Genomic DNA, 16,588 nt, shown 5'->3' with positions numbered 1-16,588 from the left:
CTCCCTTGGTCTGGGCCCCGACCAGGGAGCCGCGGGCCACGACCGTCAGGACACCCGGGCGTACGGCGCCCGGGCGCACCAGAGAGTGGAACCACCCGTGAGCAAGGACACCGCGCGCACGGCCGACGTCGCCGCCCACCCCCAGGCGACCGCGACACCCGCGGACGCGGGCGACGCCGGCTACAGCAAGGACCTCAAGCACCGCCACGTCAACATGATCGCCATCGGCGGCGCGATCGGCACCGGCCTCTTCCTGGGCGCCGGCGGACGCCTGCACACCGCAGGCCCGGCGCTGGCCCTGGCCTACCTCGTCTGCGGCGTCTTCGCCTTCTTCGTCGTCCGCGCCCTCGGCGAGCTGGTCCTGTACCGGCCGTCGTCCGGTTCCTTCGTGTCGTACGCGCGCGAGTTCCTCGGCGAGAAGGGCGCCTACGTCGCCGGCTGGATGTACTTCCTGAACTGGTCGACCACCGGTATCGCCGACATCACCGCGATCGCGCTGTACACCCACTACTGGAGCATGTTCACGAGCATCCCCCAGTGGGTGCTGGCGCTCGTCGCGCTCGCCGTGGTCCTCGCGGTGAACCTCATCTCGGTGAAGATCTTCGGCGAGATGGAGTTCTGGTTCGCGATCGTCAAGGTCGCCACCCTCGTCGCCTTCATGTGCGTCGGCGTCTTCCTGCTATCCACCCGGCACGAGGTGGGCGGCCGGACGCCCGGACCGAGCATGATCACGGACCACGGCGGCGTCCTCCCGCACGGCCTGATGCCCGTCGTCCTCGTCATGCAGGGCGTGATCTTCGCCTACGCCGCCCTGGAACTGGTCGGCGTCGCCGCGGGCGAGACCGCCGAACCGGAGAAGGTCGTCCCGCGCGCGGTGAACTCCATCATGTGGCGCGTCGGCCTCTTCTACGTCGGTTCCGTCGTCCTGCTCGCCCTGCTGCTGCCCGGCTCGGTCTACTCGGCCGACGAGAGCCCCTTCGTCACCGTCCTGTCGAAGATCGGCGTCTCCGGCGCGGGCGACGTCATGAACCTGGTCGTCCTCACCGCCGCCATGTCGTCCCTGAACTCCGGCCTGTACTCCACCGGCCGCATCCTGCGCTCCATGGCCATGGCCGGCTCGGCCCCGAGGTTCACCGCCCGGATGAACCGCAGCCAGGTCCCCTACGGCGGCATCCTGCTCACCTGCGCGGTCTGCGTCCTCGGCGTCGGCCTGAACTTCCTCGTGCCCGAGCAGGCCTTCGAGATCGTGCTGAACGTCGCCTCCCTCGGCATCATCAGCACCTGGGTGATCATCATGATCTGCCACCTGGTCTTCGTCCGCCGCGCCAGGGCCGGTCTCGTGGCCCGCCCCTCCTTCCGTCTCCCCGGCAGCCCGGCCACCGAGATCGTCACCATCGCCTTCCTGGTCGCCGTCCTCGGCCTGATGTGGAACGACCCCGAGGTCGGCCGCAAGACCCTGCTGCTCGTCCCGGTCGTCGCGGCGGCCCTGGTCGGCGGCTGGTTCGCGGTCCGCCGCCGGGTGGCGCGGACGGCCGACGAGGAGCTGTCGCGGCTCACGCCGTAGCGGCGGAAGGGACCGGGCCACTGTCAGTGGCATCGCCTACGGTGGCGTCATGTCGGAGATCACGTATGTCCGGGGGGACGCCACCGTGCCGTCGGTGAAGGGCGTCAAGGTGATCGCCCATGTCTGCAACGACATCGGGGGCTGGGGGAAGGGCTTCGTCCTCGCGCTCTCGCGCCGCTGGCCCGAGCCCGAGAAGGCCTACCGCGCCTGGCACCGAGACCGCGCGGCGAACGACTTCGGGCTGGGCGCCGTCCAGTGCGTCCAGGTCGAGCCGTACGTGTGGGTGGCCAACATGATCGGCCAGCGCGGGACCAGGACGGGCAGCAAGGGCGTCCCCGTGCGGTACGAGGCCATCGACACGGCACTGGCACGGCTGGCCGACCGGGCGGCGGAGCTCGGCGCCTCCGTCCACATGCCGCGGATAGGGTGTGGCCTGGCCGGCGGCACCTGGTCCCGCGTCGAACCGCTGATCACCGAGCGGTTGGTGGGACGGGGGATCGCGGTCACGGTCTACGACCAGCGCAACCCCCGCGCCCCCGGCACCGCGCGCCCACTAGGATCTACCGTCTGATGACTGCCACCCTCGTCGCCAAGAACCTCGCCGCCGGCCACGGCGACCGCTCCCTCTTCTCCGGGCTCGACCTCGTCGTCGCCCCCGGTGACGTGATCGGGCTGGTCGGAGCCAACGGCGCGGGCAAGTCCACCCTGCTGAAGCTCCTGGCCGGCCTCACCGCGCCGGAGGAGGGCGAGCTCCGGCTCTCCCCGCCGGCCGCGACCGTCGGCCACCTGCCCCAGGAGCCGGAGCGCCGCCCCGGCGAGAGCGTGCGGGAGTTCCTCGCCCGCCGCACCGGAGTCGCCGAGGCGCAGCGCGCGATGGACGAGGCCACCCAGGGCCTGGTCGACGGCGCTCCCGGCGCCGACGACGCCTACGCGGCGAGCCTGGAGCGCTGGCTCGGCCTCGGCGGCGCCGACCTCGACGAACGCGCGGAGGAGGTCGCCGACTCCCTCGGCCTCGGCGTGGACCTCGGCCAGCCGATGACGTCCCTGTCCGGCGGCCAGGCCGCCCGCGCGGGCCTCGCCTCCCTGCTCCTCTCCCGCTACGACGTCTTCCTCCTCGACGAGCCCACCAACGACCTCGACCTCGACGGCCTGGAGCGCCTCGAACGCTTCGTGACCGGCCTGCGCGCCGGTACCGTCGTCGTCAGCCACGACCGCGAGTTCCTCGCCCGCACCGTCACCAAGGTCCTCGAACTCGACCTCGCCCAGCGGCAGATCAACCTCTACGGCGGCGGCTACGAGGCCTACCTGGAGGAGCGGGACACGGCCCGCCGGCACGCCCGCGAGGACTACGAGGAGTACGCCGACAAGAAGGCCGCCCTGCACGAGCGCGCGCAGACGCAGCGCTCCTGGATGGACAAGGGCGTGAAGAACGCGCGCCGCAAGGCGGCGGGCGACAACGACAAGATCGGCCGCAAGTTCCGCAGCGAGGCCAGCGAGAAGCAGGCCGCGAAGGCCCGCCAGACCCAGCGCATGATCGAACGCCTGGACGTCGTCGAGGAGCCCCGCAAGGAGTGGGAGCTGCGCATGGAGATCGCGGCCGCCCCGCGCTCCGGCGCGCTCGTCGCCACCCTCCGGGACGCCGAGGTGCGGCGCGACGCCTTCACCTTCGGCCCGGTGACCCTCCAGATCGACTGGGCCGACCGGGTCGCGGTCACCGGCGCGAACGGCGCGGGCAAGTCGACCCTGCTCGCCGCGCTGCTGGGCCGCATCCCGCTGGACGCCGGCCACGCGTCCCTCGGCTCGGGCGTCCTGGTCGGCGAGGTCGACCAGGCGCGCGGGCTGTTCCACGGCCCCGAGGCACTGCTCGACGCCTTCTCCGCCGCCGTACCGGACACCGAACCGGCCGACGTGCGCACCCTCCTGGCCAAGTTCGGTCTGAAGGCGGACCATGTGCTGCGCCCGGCGGCGACCCTCTCACCGGGCGAACGCACCCGCGCCGCCCTCGCGCTGCTCCAGGGACGCGGCGTCAACCTGCTCGTCCTCGACGAGCCGACCAACCACCTCGACCTCCCGGCGATCGAGCAGCTGGAGTCCGCCCTCGACGCCTACGAGGGGACCCTGCTGCTGGTCACCCACGACCGGCGCATGCTGGACGCGGTCCACGTCACCCGCCGCCTGGAGGTCGCGGACGGCAAGGTGACCGAACGGTAGCGTCACCCGGTGCGGCCCGCCTCCCGGGCCGCCCGTTCCACCCGCTCGCGGTGCGCCGTCCACCACGCCGGGTCGCCGTCGGGCGTGTTGGCGCCGCCCGGGCGCTGCCCCGTCGCTCCGTCGACCAGTTCCCGGACGATGTCGGCGTGCCCGGCGTGCCGGTGCGTCTCACCGATCATGTGGGCGAGGATCCGATGCAGGGTCACCTCGCCGCCCTTGCCTCCCGGCATCCGGCCGACCGCGTCCCACGGCAGCGCCGCGACCGTCTCGTCCGCGTGCGCGCAGGCCCGCCGGTACAGCCCGACGATCTCCTCGCGTGTCTCGTCGGCCCGCGCCCACAGGTCGGCGTTCGGCTCCGCGTCCCCGGTGATCCACAGCGGTGTCCCCGCGAACGGCCGCCCGAACACCGCCCCGAAGTACAGTGCCTCCGCCCCGGCCAGGTGCTTGACCAGCCCCAGCAGATTCGTGCCGGTCGGCGTCACGGGCCGGCGCACGTCGTACTCCGACAGCCCGTCGAGCTTCCACACCAGCACGTCGCGGGCGTCCTGGAGGCACCGGAGGAGGTCCGCTTTGGGGTCGCATGCGTTCATCCCGCCAGTGTGACGGTAGGACGATCACCGGCAACCGGATTTCCCCCGCCCGAGCCGGGCGTCCCGCCGACCCCGGACGGTCGACGACATGACCGTCCTCGTCGGAGCCGGTGTCCCTGCGGACGGTACGAGCGGGGGCCGGGCCGCGGGCGTGCCGCCGGGCCCGGCCCCCTCGCTCAGCTCCGGCCCTTCTTGGGGTCGACCAGCCCGGCCCGGCGCAGTGCGTCGGCCATCGCGCTGTTCGCCGGCGCCGGCGTCTGCCGGGCACCGCCCCCGCGCTGACCGCCACCCGCGCCCCGCTGACCGCCACCCGCGCCCCGCTGACCGCCGCCGCGCTGGCCGGACTGCTGCCGCTGCTGCGGCGGGCGCCCGCCCCCGCGCTGCGGCCGGCCCTCGCCCGGGGCGCCCTGGGGGGCCGCCTCGTCGTCCAGCCGGAGCGTCAGCGAGATCCGCTTGCGCGGGATGTCGACGTCGAGGACCTTCACCTTGACGATGTCCCCGGGCTTCACCACGTCCCGCGGGTCCTTGACGAACGTCCTGGACATGGCGGAGACATGCACCAGGCCGTCCTGGTGGACACCGACGTCGACGAACGCGCCGAAGGCGGCCACGTTCGTCACCACGCCCTCCAGGACCATGCCGGAGGACAGGTCGGAGATCTTCTCCACGCCCTCCTTGAAGGTGGCCGTCCGGAAGGCGGGCCGCGGGTCACGCCCGGGCTTCTCCAGCTCCTTGAGGATGTCGGTGACGGTCGGCAGACCGAAGGTGTCGTCCACGAAGTCGTCCGGCCTGAGCGACCGCAGCACCGACGTGTTGCCGACGAGGGCGGCCACCTCCTGCCCCGACGTCTTCACCATCCGCCGGACCACCGGGTACGCCTCGGGGTGCACGCTGGAGGCGTCCAGCGGGTCCTCGCCGCCGCGGATCCGCAGGAAGCCCGCACACTGCTCGTACGCCTTGGGCCCCAGCCGCGGCACCTTCTTCAGGTCCTTGCGGGAGGTGAACGGGCCGTTGGCGTCGCGGTGCGCCACGATGTTCTCGGCGAGGCCGGAGGTGATGCCGGAGACCCGCGCGAGCAGCGGGGCTGACGCGGTGTTCACGTCGACACCGACGCCGTTCACACAGTCCTCCACCACCGCGTCCAGCGAGCGCGACAGCTTCACCTCGGACAGGTCGTGCTGGTACTGGCCGACCCCGATGGACTTCGGGTCGATCTTCACCAGCTCGGCCAGCGGGTCCTGGAGACGGCGGGCGATCGACACGGCGCCGCGCAGCGACACGTCCATCTCGGGCAGCTCCTGTGAAGCGAACGCCGAGGCCGAGTAGACCGAGGCGCCCGCCTCGGACACCATCACCTTGGTGAGCTCCAGCTCCGGGTGCCGGGTGATGAGGTCACCGGCGAGCTTGTCGGTCTCCCGGGACGCCGTGCCGTTGCCGATCGCGACCAGCTCGACCGCGTGCTCCTTCGCCAGCCGCGCCAGCTTGGCGATCGCCTCGTCCCACCGGTTCGCCGGGACGTGCGGGTGGATGACGTCGGTGGCGACGACCTTGCCGGTCGCGTCCACCACGGCCACCTTCACGCCCGTGCGGAAGCCGGGGTCCAGGCCGAGCGTCGCGCGGGTGCCCGCGGGGGCGGCGAGCAGCAGGTCCCGCAGGTTCGCCGCGAACACGTCGACGGCCTCGTCCTCGGCGGCCGTCCGCAGCCTGAGCCGCAGGTCGATCCCGAGGTGCACCAGGAGCCGGGTGCGCCAGGCCCAGCGGACGGTGTCGGTCAGCCACTTGTCGCCGGGGCGGCCCCGGTCGGCGATGCCGAACCGGTGGGCGACGATCCCCTCGTACGAGGAGGGCCCGTCCGTCGGCTCCTCCGGCTCCAGGACGAGGTCGAGCACCTCTTCCTTCTCACCGCGCAGCATCGCCAGGATGCGGTGCGAGGGCAGCTCGGTGAACGGCTCGGCGAAGTCGAAGTAGTCGGCGAACTTGGCGCCCGCCTCCTCCTTGCCGTCCCGCACCTTCGCGGCGAGGCGCCCGCGCACCCACATGCGTTCGCGCAGCTCGCCCACCAGGTCGGCGTCCTCCGAGAACCGCTCGGTGAGGATCGCCCGCGCCCCGTCCAGCGCGGCCTGCGGATCGGCGACGCCCTTGTCGGCGTCCACGAAGGCGGAAGCCGCGGCGAGCGGCTCGACGCCCGGGTCGCCGAGCAGCCCCGTGGCCAGCGGCTCCAGCCCGGCCTCCCGCGCGATCTGCGCCTTCGTGCGCCGCTTGGGCTTGTAGGGCAGGTAGATGTCCTCCAGCCGGGCCTTGGTCTCGGCGCCGCGGATCCGCGCCTCCAGCTCGCCGGTGAGCTTGCCCTGCTCGCGCACGGAGTCCAGGATCGCCGCCCGGCGCTCCTCCAGTTCCCGCAGATAGCGCAGCCGCTCCTCGATCGTGCGCAGCTGCGCGTCGTCGAGCATCTCGGTCGCTTCCTTGCGGTAGCGGGCGATGAAAGGCACCGTCGAACCGCCGTCGAGCAGTTCCACGGCGGCCTTCACCTGCCGCTCCCGTACGCCGAGCTCCTCGGCGATCCTGCCTTCGATGGACCCTACTTCGATGGACCCGGGTGTCGTCACGATCCCGTACCGCCTTCTCCACTGAGGTTGCGCGGCAATTGTGGCAGGCCGCGCCGACAATCGGGGATCAGGGCGGACTCCCGGCGGGCCGGGGAGGCGGCAGCGCCCTCACGCGCCCGGGAACGCGCCAGGGAACGCGCCAGGGAACGCGCCAGGGAACGCGCCCGGGAACGCGTCCGGGAATGCGCCCGGGAACGCGCCCGGGAACGCGCCCGGGGACGGTTCCGCCCCCGGCGGTCCGGAGGGCCCCACGGCTCAGGCCCTGCCGTGCCGCGTGGAGGCGGAGGCGCCCCCGAAGAGCCGGGCCACGGCCCGGAAGGGCAGGGTCACCACGGTGGCGACGGCGCCACCGATCTGCCGCAGCACGTCTGCGATCGCACGGAACACGTGAGTCTCCTTTCCTCTCCCGGCCGCCACGGCCGGGAGGGAACGGGTACCTCCACGGCGCCCGGACATGCCCGTCCGTCGCCGGCGGGCGGTGGGAAGGCCCCGACGGGCCGCGTCTCACCCCGACGAGGTCCAGGTGAAGCGCGGCTCCCTGCGCTCCAGGAACGCGGCGACGCCCTCCGCGGTCTCGCCCTCGGCGCGGGCCAGCGCGGCCCAGTGGGCGTCGCGGTCCGCGCGGCCGTTCGCGAACTCCTTCGCGGCGGCCTGCGTCACCTGCGAACGGGACGCCAGCACCCGCGTGAACCCGGCCACGCGCTCGTCGAGCGATCCGGCCGGCAGCACCTCGTCCACCAGCCCGGTGCGCAGGGCCCGCTCCGCGTCGATCAGTTCCCCCGAGAACAGCAGGTACTTGGCGGTGGCCGGGCCGACCAGCGCGACCAGCCGCCGGGTCGCGGAGGACGGGTAGACGATCCCGAGCTTCGCCGGTGTCACCCCGAACAGCGCCCCCTCCTCGGCGAACCGCAGGTCGCACGCGGCCGCGAGCTGCGCGCCGCCGCCCACGTAGTGGCCCTTCACCGCCGCCAGCGTCGGTTTCGGGAAGGCGGCGAGGGCCTCCTCGGCCCGCACCGCCAGCCCCTGCGCCTCGTCGGGCGACCCCTGGAGCGTGGAGATGTCGGCTCCGGCGCAGAAGGTGCCGCCCGCGCCGGTCAGCACGAGCGCGCGCACGCCCGGGTCGGCGGCGAGCCCGTCCAGCAACGGGGGAAGCGCCCACCACATCGCGGCCGTCATGGCGTTGCGCTTGGCGGGGTGGTGCAGGACGACGGTGGCGACCGCGTCGGTGACGCCGTACAGCAGCTCGGGCTCCATGTGCCGGATGCTAACCGCCCGTTCGCGCACCCGGCCGACCGCGTCCGGGTGCGCGTCGCCGCATCGCGGGCAAAGGAAATCACCGCGGCACGGGGTACGAAACGGGCGAGTGCCCCGGTAAACCCGTACAACCTGAAGAGTGCACGAAGGTGGTGTGCGCCGGACAGGACTCGACGAGGTGCAGAAAATCGCGGGCGGAAAACGACGGGAACGCTCGATAAGTGCTGACTTCTGTTCAGTCATCCGGCGCCCCGGGTCGGGTTACCAACACTCGGGGGCGTGGCGACAATCGAGCGCAAGGGTGGCGACCGGACGATGGACGACCGCGGGCGCGGGCCCGGCCCTCGCCCACAGGGCGACGCAGGCGCACCTCTCGGACCCCGTGGGACGGACGTGCCGCGACCGCTGCCGTACGAGGGGGTCTGGCGGTTCACCGCCGCCCCCGTCGAGGTCTCGGTCCCGCAGGCGCGGCACGCCGTGCGGGACCTGCTGCTGCGTCAAGGGGTGCCGGTCACGGACGACCTCGCCGAGGGGCTCCTGCTGATCGTCTCGGAACTGGTGACCAACGCCGTCCGGCACGCGGCGCTGCTGTCGCCGGTGCTCGCGGTGGAGGTGGCCGTCGGCGCCGAGTGGGTGCGGGTGTCCGTGGAGGACGACCACCCCTACCGCCCCACCGCCCTGGAGGCCGACCACGCCCGGACCGGCGGCCGGGGGCTGCTTCTGGTGCGGGAGATCACCCGCGAGGCCGGCGGGGTGTGCGACGTCGAGCACACGGCGAGCGGCGGCAAGGTCGTCTGGGCCGCCCTGCCCTTCAAGCCCACGGAGGCCCTGGAAGGGGTGATCCTGCCCTCCGGGGACTGATCCGGAGGGCCGCTCACCAGCCGGCCGACGGACCCGTCAGTTCCCGGACGGCGGGCCGGGCCGCGTCCAGCACGGTCAGGAACCATGAGGAGAACGTGTCCCTCGCGTGCCGCTCGGCCAGCTCGGCGGGCGTCACGAAGGCCGTGTCACCGACCTCCTCCGGGTCCGGCCGCAGCGGGGACTGCACCATCCCGACGAACAGGTGGTTGTACTCCTGCTCCACCAGGCCCGAGGCCGGGTCCGGGTGGTTGTAGCGGACCGTGCCCGCCTCCGCGAGCAGTGACGGGGACACCCCCAGCTCCTCGAAGGTGCGCCGCGCGGCCGCCGCGAAGGGGGCCTCCCCCGGGTAGGGGTGGCCGCAGCACGTGTTGGACCACACACCGGGGGAGTGGTACTTGCCGAGCGCCCGCTGCTGGAGCAGCAGCCGGCCGTGCTCGTCGAAGAGGAACACGGAGAACGCCCGGTGCAGCTGCCCCGGCGCCCGGTGGGCGGCGAGCTTCTCCGCCGTGCCGATGGTCACGCCGTTCTCGTCGACGAGTTCCAGCAGAATCGCGTCAGCGGTGCCGCTCGACGAGCCGGTCGTCGTGGTGGCAGAAGTGATCGGCATACCCATCCTTAGCATCGGTCCTCGCCTCCTCAGTCTGCCGTACGCGCCCGCGCTCCCCGCACTTCGCGTGAGCGCCGTATGTCCCGCGTCCGGCGACCGGGCCCCCTGGCCGATCTTGCCCGGCACGGCGCCCGGGGAACCGTGCCGAACAGACGTACGAAACAGTGAGCGGTGGTGGCGACCACGGCGCCGGGCCGGGGCCCGTCCCGCTCGCGTCAGTGGCAGAGCCGCGCCTCGTGCTCGGCGTGCCCGCCCGGCTCCAGCTGGAAGGTGCAGTGCGCCACGTCGAAGTGGTCGCCCAGACAGCCCTGGAGCTCGTGCAGCATCTTCTCGTGGCCGATCGCGTCCAGCACGTCCGAGCGCACCACCACGTGCGCGGAGAGGACCGGCATCCCCGAGGTGATCGTCCAGGCGTGCAGGTCGTGCACGTCCTCCACGCCGTCCAGCGCCAGTATGTGCGCCCGCACCTCCGCCATGTCCACGTCCCGCGGAGCCGACTCCAGCAGGACGTCCAGGGTCTCGCGCAGCAGCTTGAGGGTCCGCGGCACGATCATCAGGCCGATGACGAGCGAGGCGACCGGGTCGGCGGCCTGCCAGCCGGTGGTGAGGATCACCGCCGCCGACACCAGCACCGCCACCGAGCCCAGCGCGTCCGCCGCCACCTCCAGGAACGCGCCCCGCACGTTCAGGCTCTCCGCCTGGCCGCGCATCAGCAGCGTCAGCGAGACCGTGTTCGCCACCAGACCCACCGCGCCGAACACGATCATCAGCCCGCCCTCGGTGGCGGCCGGCGCGAAGAACCGCTGGACCGCCTCGTACAGGACGTAACCGCCCACCCCGAGCAGCAGCAGACAGTTGGCCAGGGCGGCGAGGATCTCCGCCCTGGCGTAGCCGAAGGTGCGGTGCGTGCTCGGGGGACGGTTCGCGAAGTGGATGGCGAGCAGCGCCATGCCGAGGCCCAGCGCGTCCGTCGCCATGTGCGCCGCGTCCGCGATCAGGGCGAGGGAGTCCGCGAGCACCCCGCCCACGAGCTCCACCACCATCACGGTGAGCGTGATCGACAGCGCCACCCGCAGCCTGCCGCGGTACGCCGCGGCGGCCGTGGCGGTGGCCGGCGCGTGCGTGTGCGCATGGCCGTGGTCGTGCCCAGCCCCCATGGAGCAAACCCTCCTGTCAGCGGTCCGGCACCCAGTCAACTACGGGCGGGGGGTATCCGGCAACGCGGCACTGAACACCGTTGTCATCTGCTCTGACCTGCGAAAACGATTCCCGGTTCAGGTCTGCCCCGCCTGCCGACCGGCCGTCCCGCGCGGGTGCGCGGCGGCACGGTTTGTCGGCCGGGCCGCCGATCACCCATGATGATCTCGGCAAAGGGCGGTGCACACGTGCTGTCGGACCGTGTGATCCGTCCTGAACGGCCGGTGAACACGGTCTTCGCGGTATCCGATAGCCTCTGCCGACATGCCGCCCGGCTGGTACCGCCGGAGGCGCCCCACCATGCAGATGACCGGCGCGGACGCGTCGGGACCCAGGGAGTGAGTTCGGTTGCCGACCGCCATCCTCACCGGTCAGCCGGTCCCCGGATCGTCGATCGAGACGGACCTGCGGTCCCTCGGCTTCGACGTCCGGACCGCGGCCGGCGCCGCCGACGCCGAGACGCTTCTCGCCGCCGTCCCCGGTGACCAGCGCGTCGCCCTCGTCGACACCCGCTTCGTGGGCCACCTGCACGCACTGCGCCTCGGCCTCACCGACCCCCGCTTCCCGCTCGCCGCGATCCCCGGCGCCGTCACCGCCCAGAGCGCCGGCCGGCAGGCCCTGACCCGGGCGATGGCCCGGGAGAACTCCGCGAGCGGCAGCACGGCCGGTGGGGGTGCCCCCGCGCGAGCGAAGTCGAGCGTGGGGGACGTCGACAGCCTCGCCGACCGCGTCGTCGCCGCTCTCGACACCGACGGCACCGACGTCCACCGGCCCGAGCTCGGCAGCCTGGTCGCGGAGGTCCCCGCCGACCCGCAGGCCCGCAACGAGGCACGCCAGGCCGTCGCCGCCGTCGACGACGAGGCCGTACGCCTGAAGTCGGCCGTGAAGTCCCGCGACGGTTTCTTCACCACCTACTGCGTCAGCCCCTACTCGCGGTACATCGCCCGCTGGTGCGCCCGCCGCGGCCTCACGCCCAACCAGGTCACCACCGCCTCCCTGATCACCGCGCTGATCGCGGCGGGCTGCGCGGCCACCGGCACCCGGGGCGGATTCATCGCCGCCGGCCTGCTGCTGATCTTCTCCTTCGTGCTGGACTGCACCGACGGCCAGCTCGCCCGCTACTCCCTCCAGTACTCCACCCTCGGCGCCTGGCTCGACGCCACCTTCGACCGCGCCAAGGAGTACGCCTACTACGCCGGACTCGCGCTGGGGGCCGCCCGCGGCGGCGACGACGTGTGGGCCCTCGCGCTCGGCGCGATGGTCCTCCAGACCTGCCGGCACGTCGTGGACTTCTCCTTCAACGAGGCCAACCACGACGCCTCCGCCAACACCAGCCCCACCGCCGCCCTCTCCGACAAGCTCGACAGCGTCGGCTGGACGGTCTGGGTGCGGCGGATGATAGTCCTGCCCATCGGCGAACGATGGGCCATGATCGCCGTCCTGACGGCCGCGACGACCCCCCGCATCACCTTCTACGCCCTGCTGATCGGCTGTGCCCTGGCGGCGACCTACACCACGGCGGGACGGGTGCTGCGGTCGGTGACCCGCAGGGCGAAGCGCACCGACCGGGCCGCGCGGGCACTGGCGGACCTCGCGGACAACGGTCCCCTCGCCGCCTTCGTGGGCAGCCTGCGCAGCCCGAACACCCGCTTCCACCCGAGCTCCCCGCTGCTGCTGGCGGTCTTCGGCGTCGTCGTCCTCGCCGCGAACGTCGCCTCCGGCAGCCCCTCGGCGGCCGCCGTCGGCGCGGTGATCTACGCCCTCAGCTCCGGCGTCGCCCTCTCCCAGCCCCTCAAGGGCGCCCTCGACTGGCTGGTCCCGCCGCTCTTCCGCGCCGCGGAGTACCTCACCGTCCTCGTCCTCGCCGCCCGCGCCGATGCGAACGGGGCGCTGCCCGCGGCTTTCGGGCTGGTGGCAGCAGTCGCCTACCATCACTACGACACGGTGTACCGCATCCGCGGCAACGCCGGAGCGCCGCCGGCCTGGCTGGTGCGCGCCGTAGGGGGGCAGGAGGGGCGGACACTGCTCGTCACGGTGCTGGCCGCCCTGCTCACCGCCTCGCAGTTCACGGTGGCGCTCACGGCCCTGGCCGTGGCCGTCGCCCTCGTGGTGCTCGCCGAGAGCATCCGCTTCTGGGTGTCCGCAGGGGCCCCCGCAGTACACGACGAAGGAGAAACCGCATGATCGGCCTCGTGCTGGCGGCCGGCGCCGGACGGCGTCTGCGCCCCTACACCGACACCCTGCCGAAGGCGCTGGTGCCGGTGGGGCCCGCGGGCATAGAGGGCGAACCCACGGTCCTCGACCTCACCCTCGGCAACTTCGCCGAGATCGGCCTGACCGAGGTCGCGGTCATCGTCGGCTACCGCAAGGAGGCCGTCTACGAGCGCAAGGCGGCCCTGGAGGCGAAGTACGGCCTCACGCTCACCCTCATCGACAACGACAAGGCCGAGGAGTGGAACAACGCCTACTCCCTGTGGTGCGGCCGTGACGCCCTCAAGGACGGCGTGATCCTCGCCAACGGCGACACCGTCCACCCGGTCTCCGTCGAGAAGACGCTGCTCGCCGCCCGCGGCGACGGCAAGAGGATCATCCTCGCCCTCGACACCGTGAAGTCCCTCGCGGACGAGGAGATGAAGGTCGTCGTCGACCCCGACCAGGGGAACATGACGAAGATCACCAAGCTGATGGACCCCGCCGAGGCCACCGGCGAGTACATCGGCGTCACCCTCATCGAGGGCGACGCGGCCGCCGAGCTGGCGGACGCGCTGAAGACCGTGTGGGAGACCGACCCGCAGCAGTTCTACGAGCACGGCTACCAGGAGCTGGTCAACCGCGGCTTCCGGATCGACGTGGCGCCGATCGGCGAGGTCGACTGGGTCGAGATCGACAACCACGACGACCTCGCCCGGGGACGGGAGATCGCGTGCCAGTACTGACCCGGCTCATCCCCTCGCCGGTCGTCGTCGACATCCGCCCGGGTGCCCTCGACGACCTGGCGTGCGTCCTCGCCGACGAGCGCATCTCGCACTCCGGCAAGCTCGCCGTCGCCGTCAGCGGCGGCTCGGGCGCCCGGCTGCGCGAGCGGGTCGCCCCCTCGCTGCCCGGAGCCACCTGGTACGAGGTCGGCGGCGGCACCATCGACGACGCGGTCCGGCTGGCCGGCGACATAAAGGCCGGCCGCTACGACGCGGTGGTGGGTCTCGGCGGCGGCAAGATCATCGACTGTGCCAAGTTCGCGGCGGCACGCGTCGGCCTCCCGCTGGTCGCGGTCGCCACCAACCTCGCCCACGACGGCCTCTGCTCGCCGGTCGCCACCCTGGACAACGACGCGGGGCGCGGTTCGTACGGTGTGCCCAACCCGATCGCGGTGGTCATCGACCTCAATGTCATCCGTGAGGCCCCCGTCCGCTTCGTGCGCTCCGGCATCGGCGATGCCATCTCCAACATCTCCGCGGTGGCGGACTGGGAACTGGCCAACCGAGTCAAGGGCGAGAAGATCGACGGCCTCGCCGCCGCGATGGCCCGGCAGGCCGGCGAGGCCGTGCTCCGGCACCCGGGCGGCGTCGGGGACGACGGCTTCCTCCAGGTGCTGGCCGAGGCACTGGTCCTCACCGGCATCGCCATGTCCGTGTCGGGCGACTCCCGCCCGTCCTCCGGCGCCTGCCACGAGATCAACCACGCCTTCGACCTGCTGTTCCCCAAGCGTGCCGCCGCCCACGGCGAGCAGTGCGGACTGGGCGCGGCATTCGCGATGTACCTGCGCGGAGCCCACGAGGAGTCGGCCCACATGGCCGAGGTGCTGCGTCGGCACGGACTGCCGGTCCTGCCGGAGGAGATCGGCTTCACCCCGGACGAGTTCGTCCGCGCCGTGGAGTTCGCCCCGGAGACCCGGCCCGGCCGCTACACGATCCTCGAACACCTCGACCTCAAGACCGAACAGATCAAGGACGTCTACGCCGACTATGTCAAGGCCATCGGTAGCTGAACTCAGACCGGTCGTGCACCCCCCGGGGGTCAAGGACCGGCGCAGCGGTGAGCACTGGATGGGACGCCTCTACATGCGCGAGGTGTCCCTGCGGGTCGACCGCTACCTGGTCAACACCAGGGTCACGCCCAACCAGCTCACGTATCTGATGACCGTCTTCGGCGTCCTCGCGGCCCCGGCCCTGCTGGTGCCGGGGACAGCGGGCGCGGTGCTCGGCGTGGTGTGCGTCCAGCTCTACCTGCTGCTGGACTGCGTCGACGGCGAGATCGCGCGCTGGAAGAAGCAGTACTCGCTCAACGGGGTCTACCTGGACCGCGTCGGCGCCTACCTCACCGACGCCGCCGTGCTCGTCGGCCTCGGACTGCGCGCCGCCGACCTGTGGGGGAGCGGCCGCATCGACTGGCTGTGGGCCTTCCTCGGCACCCTGGCCGCCCTCGGCGCGATCCTGATCAAGGCCGAGACCGACCTGGTCGGCGTCGCCCGGCACCAGGCCGGGAAGCCGCCGGTCAAGGAGACCGCCGCCGAGATGCGCTCCTCCGGCATGGCCCTGGCCCGCCGGGCCGCCGCGGCGCTGAAGTTCCACCGGCTGATCCTCGGCATCGAGGCGTCCCTGCTGATCCTGGCCCTGGCGATCGCCGACCAGATCCGCGGCGACCTCTTCTTCACCCGGCTCGGCGTCGCCGTCCTGGCCGGCATCGCCCTCCTGCAGACCCTGCTGCACCTGGTGTCCATCCTCGCGTCGAGCAGGCTGAAGTGAGCGCCCCCGTGAAGGTCGGCGCGGTGATCATCACCATGGGCAACCGCCCCGACGAGCTGAGAGCCCTGATCGACTCGGTCGCCAAGCAGGACGGCGACCCGGTCGAGGTGGTCGTGGTCGGCAACGGCTCACCCGTTCCCGCCGTCCCCGACGGTGTCCGCACCGTCGAACTGCCCGAGAACCTCGGCATCCCCGGCGGCCGCAACGTCGGCATCGAGGCCTTCGGCCCCAGCGGCCGCGACGTCGACGTCCTGCTCTTCCTCGACGACGACGGCCTCCTCGCCCGGAACGACACCGCGCAGCTGTGCCGCGAGGCGTTCGCGGCCGACGCGGGGCTCGGCATCATCAGCTTCCGCATCGCCGATCCGGAGACCGGAGTCACCCAGCGCCGCCACGTGCCCCGGCTGCGTGCCTCGGACCCGATGCGCTCCTCCCGGGTCACCACCTTCCTCGGCGGCGCCAACGCCGTCCGCACCCGGGTCTTCGCCGAGGCCGGCGCCCTCCCGGACGCATTCTTCTACGCGCACGAGGAAACCGACCTGGCATGGCGGGCCCTCGACGCGGGCTGGATGATCGACTACCGGTCCGACATGGTGCTGTACCACCCGACGACCGCGCCCTCGCGGCACGCGGTCTACCACCGCATGGTCGCCCGCAACCGGGTCTGGCTGGCGCGCCGCAACCTGCCCGCCCCGCTGGTCCCCGTCTACCTCGGCGTCTGGCTGCTGCTCACGCTGGCGCGCCGCCCCTCGCGGTCCGCGCTCAAGGCGTGGTTCGGCGGGTTCCGGGAAGGGTGGGCCACCTCGTGCGGACCGCGCCGGCCCATGAAGTGGCGTACGGTGTGGCGGCTGACCCGGCTGGGCCGGCCTCCCGTCATCTGACAAGCTCGTCCCCGAGGGCCCCGGAGCGTGCCGAGGCCCCCCGGCTCATGCCAAGCCCGTCCAGGCTGTGCATCC

Annotated in this window: 15 protein-coding genes; 9 read left to right on the top strand and 6 right to left on the bottom strand. The window is 72.6% G+C overall.

The features are described from left to right. Nucleotides 1-97: 97 nt before the first annotated feature. From ACIP67_RS23325 to ACIP67_RS23315, 3 genes are read left to right on the top strand one after another with little or no spacing between them, the layout of a single operon-like run. Nucleotides 98-1,564 (top strand): amino acid permease, encoded by a 1,467-nt coding sequence (locus ACIP67_RS23325; protein ID WP_401694231.1) that lies wholly within the window; start codon nt 98-100, stop codon nt 1,562-1,564. Between the two features lie 49 nt (nt 1,565-1,613). Then, on the top strand, nt 1,614-2,135 hold the full coding sequence (locus ACIP67_RS23320; RefSeq protein ID WP_401694228.1) for a macro domain-containing protein: 522 nt from the start codon (nt 1,614-1,616) through the stop codon (nt 2,133-2,135). Beyond that, on the top strand, nt 2,135-3,775 hold the full coding sequence (locus ACIP67_RS23315; protein WP_401694227.1) for an ABC-F family ATP-binding cassette domain-containing protein: 1,641 nt from the start codon (nt 2,135-2,137) through the stop codon (nt 3,773-3,775). Before ACIP67_RS23320 ends, ACIP67_RS23315 begins: the two co-directional genes overlap by 1 nt. Nucleotides 3,776-3,777: 2 nt before the next feature. Here the strand turns inward: ACIP67_RS23315 and ACIP67_RS23310 are convergent, their stop codons facing one another. From ACIP67_RS23310 to ACIP67_RS23295, 4 genes are all read right to left on the bottom strand, one after another. Continuing rightward, a complete protein-coding gene (locus tag ACIP67_RS23310; protein WP_401694226.1) occupies nt 3,778-4,365 on the bottom strand; it encodes a DinB family protein in 588 nt (195 codons plus the stop codon). A 176-nt stretch (nt 4,366-4,541) separates the two neighbouring features. Then, nucleotides 4,542-6,971 carry a Tex family protein gene (locus ACIP67_RS23305; RefSeq protein ID WP_401694225.1) on the bottom strand — a complete coding sequence of 810 codons (2,430 nt, stop codon included), beginning with the start codon at nt 6,969-6,971 and terminating at the stop codon, nt 4,542-4,544. A 255-nt stretch (nt 6,972-7,226) separates the two neighbouring features. After that, complete coding sequence (locus ACIP67_RS23300; RefSeq protein WP_385068740.1) at nt 7,227-7,358, bottom strand: LPFR motif small protein; 132 nt, start codon at nt 7,356-7,358, stop codon at nt 7,227-7,229. Nucleotides 7,359-7,475: 117 nt separating this feature from the next. After that, on the bottom strand, nt 7,476-8,225 hold the full coding sequence (locus ACIP67_RS23295; RefSeq protein WP_401694222.1) for an enoyl-CoA hydratase/isomerase family protein: 750 nt from the start codon (nt 8,223-8,225) through the stop codon (nt 7,476-7,478). A 315-nt stretch (nt 8,226-8,540) separates the two neighbouring features. Between ACIP67_RS23295 and ACIP67_RS23290 the strand changes: the two genes are divergently transcribed. After that, nucleotides 8,541-9,086, top strand: a complete 546-nt coding sequence (locus tag ACIP67_RS23290; protein WP_401694385.1) for an ATP-binding protein — start codon at nt 8,541-8,543, stop codon at nt 9,084-9,086. A gap of 13 nt (nt 9,087-9,099) precedes the next feature. On the opposite strand, the gene idi is transcribed toward ACIP67_RS23290, so the two are convergent. Together idi and ACIP67_RS23280 are read right to left on the bottom strand one after the other, a co-directional pair. Then, the gene (idi, locus tag ACIP67_RS23285; protein ID WP_401694221.1) at nt 9,100-9,693 is read right to left on the bottom strand and encodes an isopentenyl-diphosphate Delta-isomerase; all 594 of its coding nucleotides are present in this window, start codon (nt 9,691-9,693) and stop codon (nt 9,100-9,102) included. Nucleotides 9,694-9,908: 215 nt separating this feature from the next. Further along, nucleotides 9,909-10,850, bottom strand: a complete 942-nt coding sequence (locus tag ACIP67_RS23280) for a cation diffusion facilitator family transporter (protein ID WP_401694220.1) — start codon at nt 10,848-10,850, stop codon at nt 9,909-9,911. 388 nt (nt 10,851-11,238) lie between these two features. On the opposite strand from ACIP67_RS23280, the gene ACIP67_RS23275 reads away from it, so the two are divergent. The 5 genes from ACIP67_RS23275 to ACIP67_RS23255 are packed head-to-tail and all read left to right on the top strand — an operon-like array spanning nt 11,239 to nt 16,513. Next, complete coding sequence (locus tag ACIP67_RS23275) at nt 11,239-13,074, top strand: DUF5941 domain-containing protein (RefSeq protein ID WP_401694219.1); 1,836 nt, start codon at nt 11,239-11,241, stop codon at nt 13,072-13,074. After that, nucleotides 13,071-13,826 (top strand): sugar phosphate nucleotidyltransferase, encoded by a 756-nt coding sequence (locus tag ACIP67_RS23270; protein ID WP_401694217.1) that lies wholly within the window; start codon nt 13,071-13,073, stop codon nt 13,824-13,826. The genes ACIP67_RS23275 and ACIP67_RS23270 overlap by 4 nt, the downstream gene beginning before the upstream one ends. Next, on the top strand, nt 13,814-14,875 hold the full coding sequence (locus ACIP67_RS23265) for an iron-containing alcohol dehydrogenase family protein (RefSeq protein WP_401694216.1): 1,062 nt from the start codon (nt 13,814-13,816) through the stop codon (nt 14,873-14,875). Before ACIP67_RS23270 ends, ACIP67_RS23265 begins: the two co-directional genes overlap by 13 nt. Beyond that, on the top strand, nt 14,853-15,632 hold the full coding sequence (locus ACIP67_RS23260) for a CDP-alcohol phosphatidyltransferase family protein (RefSeq protein WP_401694215.1): 780 nt from the start codon (nt 14,853-14,855) through the stop codon (nt 15,630-15,632). The genes ACIP67_RS23265 and ACIP67_RS23260 overlap by 23 nt, the downstream gene beginning before the upstream one ends. Continuing rightward, nucleotides 15,629-16,513: a glycosyltransferase family 2 protein gene (locus tag ACIP67_RS23255; RefSeq protein ID WP_401694214.1), complete on the top strand. Its 885-nt coding sequence runs from the start codon at nt 15,629-15,631 to the stop codon at nt 16,511-16,513. The genes ACIP67_RS23260 and ACIP67_RS23255 overlap by 4 nt, the downstream gene beginning before the upstream one ends. Nucleotides 16,514-16,588 lie beyond the last annotated feature (75 nt).

The organism is Streptomyces sp. NPDC088812 (genome assembly GCF_044750285.1).
Classification (GTDB): Bacteria; Actinomycetota; Actinomycetes; order Streptomycetales; family Streptomycetaceae; genus Streptomyces.
This window is presented reverse-complemented; position numbering and strand designations above follow the sequence as displayed.